Source organism: Cellulomonas chitinilytica (assembly GCF_016862675.1).
GTDB lineage: Bacteria > Actinomycetota > Actinomycetes > Actinomycetales > Cellulomonadaceae > Cellulomonas > Cellulomonas chitinilytica.
Map to the genome: position 1 here is coordinate 92,274 of NZ_BONK01000018.1, position 10,502 is coordinate 102,775.

General features: G+C 73.2%; 10 protein-coding genes and 1 tRNA gene. All 11 read left to right on the forward strand.

Features of this window, described 5'->3' with window-relative positions; genetic code table 11:
* The first annotated feature begins 273 nt into the window (after positions 1-273).
* Positions 274-1,008, forward strand: coding sequence for a pseudouridine synthase (locus tag Cch01nite_RS23025; protein WP_308439316.1), 735 nt, complete (start codon positions 274-276; stop codon positions 1,006-1,008).
* Positions 1,005-2,114, forward strand: coding sequence for a prephenate dehydrogenase (locus Cch01nite_RS20650; RefSeq protein WP_203758391.1), 1,110 nt, complete (start codon positions 1,005-1,007; stop codon positions 2,112-2,114). Before Cch01nite_RS23025 ends, Cch01nite_RS20650 begins: the two co-directional genes overlap by 4 nt.
* Complete coding sequence (gene cmk / locus Cch01nite_RS20655; protein ID WP_203758392.1) at positions 2,096-2,833, forward strand: (d)CMP kinase; 738 nt, start codon at positions 2,096-2,098, stop codon at positions 2,831-2,833. The genes Cch01nite_RS20650 and cmk overlap by 19 nt, the downstream gene beginning before the upstream one ends.
* Before the next feature lie 74 nt (positions 2,834-2,907).
* Complete coding sequence (locus tag Cch01nite_RS20660; protein ID WP_308439317.1) at positions 2,908-3,522, forward strand: lysophospholipid acyltransferase family protein; 615 nt, start codon at positions 2,908-2,910, stop codon at positions 3,520-3,522.
* A 10-nt stretch (positions 3,523-3,532) separates the two neighbouring features.
* Positions 3,533-4,351, forward strand: coding sequence for a class I SAM-dependent methyltransferase (locus tag Cch01nite_RS20665; protein ID WP_203758394.1), 819 nt, complete (start codon positions 3,533-3,535; stop codon positions 4,349-4,351).
* Between the two features lie 56 nt (positions 4,352-4,407).
* Positions 4,408-5,883, forward strand: coding sequence for a ribosome biogenesis GTPase Der (der, locus tag Cch01nite_RS20670; protein ID WP_203758395.1), 1,476 nt, complete (start codon positions 4,408-4,410; stop codon positions 5,881-5,883).
* 80 nt (positions 5,884-5,963) lie between these two features.
* Positions 5,964-6,037, forward strand: a tRNA-Pro gene (locus Cch01nite_RS20675).
* Between the two features lie 183 nt (positions 6,038-6,220).
* The gene (locus tag Cch01nite_RS20680) at positions 6,221-6,481 is read left to right on the forward strand and encodes a helix-turn-helix transcriptional regulator (RefSeq protein ID WP_203758396.1); all 261 of its coding nucleotides are present in this window, start codon (positions 6,221-6,223) and stop codon (positions 6,479-6,481) included.
* 6 nt (positions 6,482-6,487) lie between these two features.
* Positions 6,488-7,348 carry a tyrosine-type recombinase/integrase gene (locus tag Cch01nite_RS20685; RefSeq protein ID WP_203758397.1) on the forward strand — a complete coding sequence of 287 codons (861 nt, stop codon included), beginning with the start codon at positions 6,488-6,490 and terminating at the stop codon, positions 7,346-7,348.
* A gap of 15 nt (positions 7,349-7,363) precedes the next feature.
* Positions 7,364-7,831, forward strand: coding sequence for a Rho termination factor N-terminal domain-containing protein (locus tag Cch01nite_RS23070; protein ID WP_203758398.1), 468 nt, complete (start codon positions 7,364-7,366; stop codon positions 7,829-7,831).
* Positions 7,832-8,315: 484 nt separating this feature from the next.
* On the forward strand, positions 8,316-10,502 hold a 2,187-nt coding region (locus Cch01nite_RS20695), incomplete at its 3' end, for an Ig-like domain-containing protein (protein ID WP_203758399.1).

Consider the following 10,502-nt stretch of genomic DNA (forward strand, 5'->3'; position numbering starts at 1 on the left):
GGGTCCGGGCGCGGCGCTGGTGCAGGTTCCGGTCGTGGGACGTCGGGCGGTGCCGGGCGCGGTGGCGCCGGCGGAGGTTCCGGGGCCGGCGGTGCCGGGCGCGGTGCCTCGGGCGGTGGCTCGGGGGCCTCGCGTGGCGGATCGGGTCCGCGTGGTGCCGGCGGCGCGCGCCGGGGTCCCTCGGGCGGCCCGGCGAAGCGGGGCGGTGCTCCCGGGCGTCCGGCACGCCCGTCGCGTCCGCCGCAGCGGCAGGCGCCCGAGGTCACGATCGACGTGCACGACCCCGAGGGCGTCCGCCTGCAGAAGGTGCTCGCCGCGGCCGGCCTGGGCTCCCGTCGGGCGTGCGAGGAGCTCATCGCGTCGGGCCGGGTGACGGTCGACGGCAACCCGGTGCTCGAGCTCGGGGTCCGGGTCGACCCGCTGCATTCGGTGATCCACGTCGACGGCATGCGCGTGCAGCTCGACTCGACGCTCATCACCATCGCGCTCAACAAGCCCAAGGGTGTCGTCTCGACGATGCACGACCCCGAGGGGCGGCCGTCGATCGGGCAGTACGTGGCGAACCGCGAGGAGCGGCTCTTCCACGTGGGCCGGCTCGACGCCGACACCGAGGGCCTCATCCTCCTCACGAACGACGGCGACCTCGCGAACCGGCTGTCGCACCCGTCGCACGGTGTCGCGAAGACCTACCTGGCCCACCTGGAGGGCAAGGTCCCGCCGTCGCTCGCGGGCAAGCTGCTGCGCGGTGTCGAGCTGGAGGACGGGCCCGTGGTGCTCGACCGGTTCCAGGTCGTGCAGCTCACGCCGCAGGCCAGCCTCGTCGAGGTGACCCTGCACGAGGGCCGCAACCGCATCGTCCGCCGGCTGTTCGAGGAGGTCGGCTTCCCCGTCTCACGCCTCGTCCGGACGGCGATCGGCCCGATCCGGCTCGGCGACCTCAAGCCCGGTCGCACCCGCGTGCTGTCGAAGACGGAGGTCGGCTCGCTGATGACCCAGGCGGGGATGTGACGCTCGCGACCCAGGGGCCCGTGCGGGTCGTCGGCACCGGCCTGCTCGGTGCGTCCGTCGGGCTCGGCCTGTCCACCCGGGGCGGCGACGTCGTGCTGCACGACCCGTCGCGCACGGCGCTCGCGCTCGCCCGCGACGTGGGCGCCGGACGGCCGGCGGGCCCCGACGACGCGCACCCGACGCTCGTGGTCGTCGCGGCGCCGCCCGACGTGACCGCGGACGTCGTCCTCGCCGAGCTCGAGGCGCACCCCGACGCGGTCGTCACCGACGTGGCGAGCGTCAAGGGCTCGGTGCTCGCCGAGCTGCGCGCCGCCGGCGCCGACCTCACGCGGTACGTGGGTTCTCACCCGATGGCGGGCCGCGAGCGGTCCGGCCCGTCGGCGGCGGTGCCGGACCTGTTCCTCGGTCGTCCGTGGGTGATCACCGACTCCGGCTCGTCGCGGCCCGACGCGGTCCTCGCGGTGCGCGCGCTGGCCGTCGACCTCGGCGCGGTGCCGGTGTCGATGGACGCCGACGCGCACGACGCGGCCGTCGCGGTCGTCTCGCACGTCCCGCAGGTCGCCGCGAGCCTCGTCGCCGCCCGGCTGCGGGACGTCGACGAAGGGGCGCTCGGGCTGGCCGGGCAAGGGCTGCGCGACGTGACGCGGCTCGCGGGTTCGGACCCGGCGCTGTGGACGTCGATCCTCGCCGCGAACTCGGCCGCCGTGCGGCAGGTGCTGGTCGACCTCCGGACCGACCTGGACGCCGTGATCGGTGCGCTGGCCAGCGCGGACGCGGCGACCGGACCGGAGACGGTCGAGCTCGGTGCGCTCGCGACGATCGCGCAGGCGGTCGCCGCCGGCAACACGGGCGTCGCACGGATCCCCGGCAAGCACGGTGGCGTGCAGCGCGTCTACGGTGTCGTCACGGTGCTCGTCCCCGACGCCCCCGGGGAGCTCGCGCGGCTGCTGACCGACGTGGGGGAGGCCGGGGTCAACCTGGAGGACCTGCAGCTGGAGCACGCTGCGGGCCGACCGGTCGGCATGGCGGCGATCTCGGTGCTGCCGGGCAGCGTCGAGCACCTCGAGGCGGAGCTGACGGCCCGCGGATGGAGACTGGTGAGTTGAGCACGGCTGTTCCTGCACGTCCCCTCGTCGTCGCGATCGACGGGCCCTCGGGGTCCGGGAAGTCGAGCGTGTCCAAGGCCGTCGCGCGGTCGCTGGAGCTCGCGTTCCTCGACACGGGGGCCTTCTACCGGGCGGCGACGTGGTGGTGCGTCGACCAGGGGATCGCACTCGACGACCAGGCGGCCGTCGCGGCTGCCGTGCGGGAGATGCCCCTCGTGATCGGCGTCGACCCGCAGGACCCGACGGTCACGGTGGGCGGCACCGACATCGGCGCGGCGATCCGCGAGACGGCGATCTCGGCGGCGGTGAGCGCCGTCGCGACGAACCTCGAGGTCCGGGCGGAGCTCGGCCGGCTGCAGCGCGCGGCGATCGAGGCCGAGCGGGACCCGTCGTCCTTCTCGGGCGGACGCGGCATCGTCGCGGAGGGCCGGGACATCACGACGGTCGTCGCGCCCGACGCCGACGTGCGCGTGCTGCTCACCGCGAGCGAGGCCGCCCGTCTGGCCCGCCGGGCACGTGAGGTGCACGGCTCCGACGACGCGGCCGCCGTGGAGGCGACGCGCGACCAGGTGCTGCGCCGCGACGCCGACGACTCGACCGTCGTCGAGTTCCAGGTCGCCGCCGACGGCGTCGTCACCGTCGACTCCTCCCACCTCGACTTCGAGCAGACCGTGCAGGCGGTGCTCGACGTCGTCACGTCGGTCGTCGCCCGCGCATGACCTCGTCCGAGCCGCACGTCCCGTCCGCCCGCGGCCCCCGGTGGTCGCGGTGGATCGGTCGTTTCCTGGCCCGGGTGGTCTGGAGCACCGACGTCGTCGGGGCGCATCACGTGCCCGCCGACGGTCCGGTGCTCCTCGCCGCCAACCACACGGGGATCGTCGACGGTCCGATCCTGCACGGGGTCGCGCCCCGGCCCTCGCACGTGCTGGTCAAGGAGGAGATGTTCGTCGGGCCTGTCGGCTGGGTGCTGCGGGCCGCCGGGCAGATCCCCGTGGACCGCGAGGGTGGCCGGTCCGCGCTGGTCGCCGCCCTGGGTGTGCTGCGGCGCGGCGGCCTCGTCGGGGTGTTCCCGGAGGGGAACCGGGGCAGGGGCGACGCGACGAGCGCCCGAGCGGGAGTGACCTGGCTGGCGCTCAACGGGCACGCACCCGTGGTGCCCGTCGCGGTGCTCGGCACCCGGCGGACCGGCGAGTCGGTCAACCACGTGCCGGGCCTGCGGCGACGGCTCCACGTCGAGTTCGGGGAGCCGCTCGTGCTGGAGCGCGCTCCGGGCACGTCCGGCCGGGCGGCGCTCGTCGAGGCCAACGAGGCGATCCGGGTGGCCCTCGCGGACCTCGTCGACCGGGCTGCGGCCCGCACCGGGCTCGCCCTGCCGACCGACGACCCGAACCGCGAACGCACCCGCTGAGGAGAGCGCGATGACCTGGGAGTGGGACCCGACGCTGTACGCCGGCAGCGCGAGGCACTACGCCCAGGGGCGGATGCCGTACCCCGCACGGCTGGCCGACGTGCTCCGGGACGCCCTCGGGCTCGACGGCACGGGCCGGCTGCTGGACGTCGGGTGCGGTCCGGGATCCCTGACCGCGCTCCTGGCGCCGCTGCACGAGTCCTCCGTCGGGATCGACGCGGACGCCGACATGCTCGCGGAGGCCGAACGCTCGTCGGGCGCACCGCGGGTGCAGTGGAAGCACCTGCGTGCCGAGGAGCTGCCCGCCGACCTGGGGCTGTTCCGGACGGTGACGTTCGCGCAGTCGTTCCACTGGATGCGGCAGGAGGACGTCGCCGCCACCGTGCGGGGGATGTTCGACGAGCGCGGGACCTGGGTGCACGTCTCGGCCATGACGCACCGCGGGGTCCCCGGCGACGACCCGCTGCCGCACCCGCGGCCGCCCTGGGACGCCGTCGACTCGCTCGTCGCGACGTACCTCGGACCGGTGCGCCGGGCCGGTCAGGGCACGCTGCCGGGCGGCACCCGCGGCGGCGAGGAGGACGTCATGCGCGCGGCCGGGTACCGCGGGCCGCAGCGGCTCGCCGTGCCCGGCGGTGACGTCGTCACGCGGAGCATCGGCGACGTCGTCGCGTCCGTCCTGTCGCTCTCCAGCGCCGCGCCGCACCTGTTCGGCTCCCGGCTCGGCGCGTTCGAGCAGGACCTGCGGGCGCTCCTGCTGGCCGCTTCGCCCGGTGGCCTGTTCAGCGAACGCGGGCACGACATCGGCGTCGCCGTCTGGCGGCCGTGACCCGGCTCTCGGTGCTCTCGTCGCGGCGAGGGCGCTGAGCAGGGGACAATGGGGGCATGACCGAGACCGATCCCGCCCTGGTGCTGCCCGACGAGACCGGTGACGCCGACCGCGAGCGGGCGCTGCGCGCCGGGCTCACGGAGTACGCGCTGGAGGACGAGGACCTCGCGCTCCTGCACGCCGACGACGTCGGCGAGCTCGGTGACGAGCCGGTCGTCGTGTTCCCCGTGCTCGCCGTCGTCGGGCGCCCGAACGTCGGGAAGTCGACGCTCGTCAACCGCATCATCGGCCGCCGCGAAGCCGTCGTCGAGGACAAGCCCGGCGTCACCCGCGACCGCGTCAGCTACCCGGCCGACTGGTCCGGCCGCCGCTTCACGCTCGTCGACACCGGCGGCTGGGAGGTCGACGTCGCCGGGATCGACGCGCGCGTCGCCCAGCAGGCCGAGGTCGCCATCTCCCTGGCCGACGCCGTGATCTTCGTCGTCGACGCCACCGTCGGCGTCACCGAGACCGACACCCAGGTCGTGCGCCTGCTGCGCCGCTCCGGCAAGCCCGTCGTGCTGTGCGCCAACAAGGTCGACGGCCCCGCCGGCGAGGCCGACGCCGCCAACCTCTGGTCGCTCGGCCTCGGCGAGCCGTTCCCCGTCTCCGCCCTGCACGGCCGCGGCACCGGCGACCTGCTCGACGCCGCGATGGACGCCCTGCCGCTGGTCTCCGCGCACGGCCACGCCATCCCCGACGGTCCGCGCCGCGTCGCGCTCGTCGGCCGGCCCAACGTGGGCAAGTCGTCCCTGCTCAACAAGGTGCTGGGCGCCGAGCGGGTCGTCGTCGACTCCGTCGCCGGCACCACCCGCGACCCCGTCGACGAACTCGTCGCGCTCAAGGGCAAGCCCTGGGTGTTCGTCGACACCGCCGGCATCCGCCGCCGCGTCCACCAGACGTCCGGCGCCGACTTCTACGCGTCCCTGCGCACCCAGGCCGCCATCGAGAAGGCCGAGGTCGCCGTCGTCCTCGTCGACGCCTCCACGAAGATGACCGAGCAGGACACCCGCGTGATCTCGCAGGTCGTCGACGCCGGCCGCGCCCTCGTCATCGCGTACAACAAGTGGGACCTCATGGACGAGGACCGCCGCCCGTTCCTCGAGCGCGAGATCGAGCAGGACCTCGTGCAGGTGCAGTGGGCGCCCCGCGTCAACATCTCCGCCCGCACCGGCTGGCACACCGACCGGCTCGTGCCGGCGCTCGAGCGGTCCTTGGAGTCGTGGGACACCCGGATCTCGACCGGGCGGCTCAATGCATTCCTCGGCGAGCTCGTGGCGGCCCACCCGCACCCACTGCGGGGCGGCAAGCAGCCGCGCATCCTGTTCGCCACCCAGGCGTCCACCCGGCCGCCCCGGTTCGTCATCTTCACGACCGGGTTCCTCGACCCCGGGTACCGCCGGTACATCGAGCGCCGGCTGCGCGAGACGTTCGGGTTCGAGGGGACGCCCATCTCCATCTCCGTGCGCGTGCGGGAGAAGCGGAAGCGGTGATGTCTGCCTCGACACCTCGTATCGATGACGGGACGACGTCGCCGGTGGGGTAGAGTTTCCGAGGCTCCTGCGGGGGCCATCGGGCTGTGGCGCAGCTTGGTAGCGCACTTGACTGGGGGTCAAGGGGTCGCAGGTTCAAATCCTGTCAGCCCGACGCATCAGGCCTGGTGAGACGGTGTCTCACCAGGCCTGAGGAGTATCCGGGCAATGCCCCACCCCACGAAAACCCCACGAAAACCCCTCCGGGAACGCCCGCGAGGCCGGTCCCGTGGCGTGGTCGTGTGCATCGGCTCGCAGCCCGTCGCGTCTTGCACCCTGTGCCCGCACACCTGCATGCATGAACCACTACGCATCGCCCGCGGGCGGCGACAAGAGCCCGCAGCCTCTGATCTCTGGCCTCGAGCCACTCCTGAGCATCGAGACGCTGGCCGAGTACGTCGGCGTCCCGGTGGTGACCATCTATCGCTGGCGCACCGAGGGCAAGGGCCCCTGCGCCACCCGGATCGGTCGACACCTCAAGTTCGCGCTCTCGGACGTCCAGGCATGGCTCGGCACCGTGCGGGAGGCGGCGCCAGGAGTCGAGCGCGCCGGCGAGTAGGCGCACGTGTCTAGGCCCAGGCTCCCGGTCGGCGCGTTCGGCGAGATCTCGACGAGGCCGCTCGGCAACGGTCGCTTCCGCGCGCGCGTCCGCTACCGCGACACCGACGGCCGCAACCGGCAGCTTGAGGCACACGGCTCGAGCGCCGCTGCTGCCAAGCGCCGGCTGCGGCTGAAGATGGCGGCAGTCAACGCCGACCACAAGTCGTCGGCGGAGATCACCGGCGACACGCCGTTCACCGATCTGGTCGCGTACTGGCTCGAAGGCATCAAGGCGGAGGGCGAGCTGGCCACCAGCACGCTCGAGCGCTACGAGTGGGAGGCGACGCATCTCCTACACCCCGCCTTTGAGCACTTCTCTGTCCGGGAGATCACGGTCGGGAGGGTCGAGCGCTGGCTCACGCAGCAGCGCGCGTTCAGCTACGCCCGCGCCACCCATTCCAAGAAGATCCTCAGCCTGGTCATGGGTGTCGCCGTGCGGCTGGAAGCGATCGATCGCAACCCCGTGGCGAGCACGAGGAGGATCAAGCGCCCGCCGAGAACTCCGACGGCGATCGATGACCTCGAGCTCGACGTCATCCGCAATGCCGTTGCCACCTGGCGCCGGGACGCGAACCACAAGGGACCGAAGCCCGATGGGCAACTAGAGGCGATCATCGAGGTGATGGTCGGGACCTCGGCGCGGATCGGCGAAGCACTCGCGATCCGGATGTGCGACGTCACATTAGGCCCTGGGAAGCCGACGGCTCGCATCGTCGGAACGATCGTGTCGCCGAAGGGAAAGCCCACATATCGCCAGGACGGTCCCAAGTCAGCCAAGGCGATCATTGGCGCGTCATCGCGCAGTCCGCCCGCGTCATCGCGATGACGAGCATCGTCAGTCATGCGTCATTGGCGCAGGCGGTTGGAGAATGCGCACGTCACGCCGGTGGAACGGACCTCGTCATCGCGATGTCTACTGCGGCAATACCTGGCGCCGCTCGCGGAGCACACCCACGAGAAGGTCGGGGACCGCTGGCGCCCGAAGGCGGAGTGGGGTCCGTCGGATAAGCGCGCTGAGGAGGGGCCGGGCTCGACGAAGCCCACAGCCGGCGGGGTCGACGCGAGCGCGAGCAAGGCCCACCTGTACGGCATCGCCCGTGAGCTCGACGTCGATGGTCGGTCCCGCATGAGCAAGGACGAGCTGGTCGAGGCGATCCAGAAGGAGAACGACCGGCGCAGCCGGCAGCACGGTCCTGACCGGCCGTCGCGAGGCGAGTGCACGCGCCGCCGAGCCGGCGACCGGGTGCTTCGATCCGTCAGCCCGCGGGCCGCAGCACCCCCTCGCGGACGAGCCGGCGCAGCAAGGTGAGCCGCTCCGGGACGCTGAGAGCGCCGGGAAGGTCGTGCGCACGGAACGGACCGTCGTACGACACCATCCATTGCCATTTGTCCGGTCTGCCCGAAATGGGGGCAGACGCGGCGATCCGGCCGCGAGTAGCCTGGCGCGATCCGGTCCAGGGGGCCCGGAGACCCCAGCCAGGCGGGTGCTCGACCTGGCGCTTGAGGCAGCTGTCATGCACTCCGCCGCGTTCCTTGCTCGACCACGTCCGCGTCGCCGCAGGTCGACGCCGTTCGTCGCGCTCACGGCTCTGACAGGACTCCTGGTCTCAGTGGGTGGTACGTCGAGCCCGGCGTCTGCCGCGACCTCGGCGGCCGCCGCCGCCCCGCCGGCCGCCGCCGCCCAGCCGGCCGTCGCTGCCACGTCGCAGCCGTCGCCGGCCCCCACCACGACGCAGGCTCCCTGCCCCACGGCGGACGACCCGGCGCGGGCGCTCAAGCGACTGGTGAGCGACGTGACGCTCTCGGTCCTGGACGGCCAGGTCAGCGGCCGTTTCACCGAGAACCTGCCAGCAGGGTGCGACCCCTTCGAGGTCACGCTCGTGACGTACTCGACCGACGGCCTGTCGTTCCAGGAGTTCGCCACGACGCAGCGGGTCTTCGACGCCAGCACCGGAACCGCCGGACCGCTCCAGGCCGACCTGCCGCCGTGCTTCTGGCAGGCGGACCTCATCGTCGGCGGCGCGGACGCCGTGATCGAGCGTTTCGACCCACCGCGCATCACCTACGGTGCGCAGGGACGGCTGCTGTCCAGCCGCCTCGGCGGTCAGGCGTGCCCGCCGCCGTCCGGAAACCGGCCTCCCACGGTGGACGACCAGACGACCACCACGTCCGAGGACGTCGCCACGACCGTCACGTTGACCGGCAGCGACCCGGACGAGGACCCGTTGACGTTCGGGCTGGCCCGACAGCCGCTCCACGGAGTCGTGTCCGGTGTGGCGCCGCAGGTGACCTACATGCCGGACGCCGGCTTCCACGGCACCGACTCGTTCACGTTCAAGGCGAGCGACGGACGGGCGATGTCGGCGCCCGCCACCGTGACGGTCCAGGTGGGCGACGTCAATGACCCGCCCGAGCCCGGCACCGACCAGTTCACCGTTCCCGGCAACGGCGCCCCCGGCGGGCCGCGCCCGTCTTGCGGCGGGGAGTGCGCGGTCATCTTCGGCGACCCCCACACGTACAGCTACGACCGGGCGCACCTCAGCTTCCAGGCCGTGGGGGAGTTCATCGCGAGCAGGTCGGCCGACGACGACTTCGAGGTGCAGGCCCGGTTCGCTGCCGTCCCCGGCTCGCGCCTCGTCTCCATCCCGGTGGCGATCGCGATGCAGGTGGGCGGCGCGCGGGTGGCCGTCTACCGCACGCCGACCGGTACGGACGTGCGGGTGGACGGCCGGCCCGTGACGCCGTCGAGCCGCCCGTCCGGCTTGCCCGGCGGAGGCACGATCGCCGCCTTCGACGATCCCGAGGAGCTTGTCGTCACGTGGCCGGACGGATCGTTCGCGATCGTCGCGCCGGTCGGGCTCTACCCGCAGTTCTACCGCCTCACGGCCGAGCTCTCCCTGGCGCCCAGCCGCAGCACCCGCGTCTTCGGGCTGCTGGGCGACGCCGACGGCGACCCGGAGGACGACGTCGCGAGCCGTGGCGGCGAGGTGCTCCCGTATCCCGACCTGTCGTTCGAGCAGCTCTACCGCGACTTCGGGGACAGCTGGCGGGTCTCCCAGGAGGAGTCCCTGTTCGACTACGGCGAGGGTCAGTCCACCGAGACCTTCACGGACCTCACCTTCCCCGATGCCCCCGTGTCGACCGACGACCTGCCCACGGACGCACGTGCCCGTGCGGATGCCGCCTGCGATGCCGCCGGCATGACGGTCCCCGCGCTACGCGCGGCGTGCTTGCTGGACGTCGGTGTCACCGGCGACCCGGAGTTCGCGGGCAGCGCCGCATCCGCGCAGGAGGCGTCGCACGGGATCCCGGCGGACACCGGCGTCCTCACGCTCGGTATCCCGGCCCTGGTGTCGATCGACGAGCCCGACGGCCGAGCGGTCCGGTCGTTCGCAGCCACCGCGGGCCAGCGGGTGACGCTCACGGTGAGCGGCAGCACGGTCCCGAGCGCGCGGGTCGCGATCCTCGCACCCTCGGGTGCGGTGGTCCGCGAGGAACGGACGGGACCGGGTGACCACTTCGTCGACACGCTGACGCTCGCCGAGAGCGGCACCTACTCGGTCGTCGTCACGGCCGACGACGGCGGCACCGGCTCGATGACGCTCGTGGTCGACGACATCCCCGTCGACTCGGGGACGACCACCATCGGGGCACTGACCACCGTGCGGATCGATGTCCCGGGCCAAGACGCGGTGCGCGCGTTCGAGGCCTCCGCCGGTGACGCGGTGACCCTCACCGTCAGCGGGAACACGATCGACGAGGTCGACGTCGTGGTGCGCGGCCCGCAGGGGTCCGTCGTGGGGGGCGGGCTGGTCCGTGGGCCCGAGCACTTCTTCGACACGTTCACGCTGCCGGTGGACGGCACGTACACGGTCGAGGTGAACCCGCGCGGTCGCGCGACCGGTCAGCTCGGGTTCCTTCTGAGCGAGGTCGTCACCGACCCTGACACCACGACGGCGATCGGCCGCCCGACCACGGTC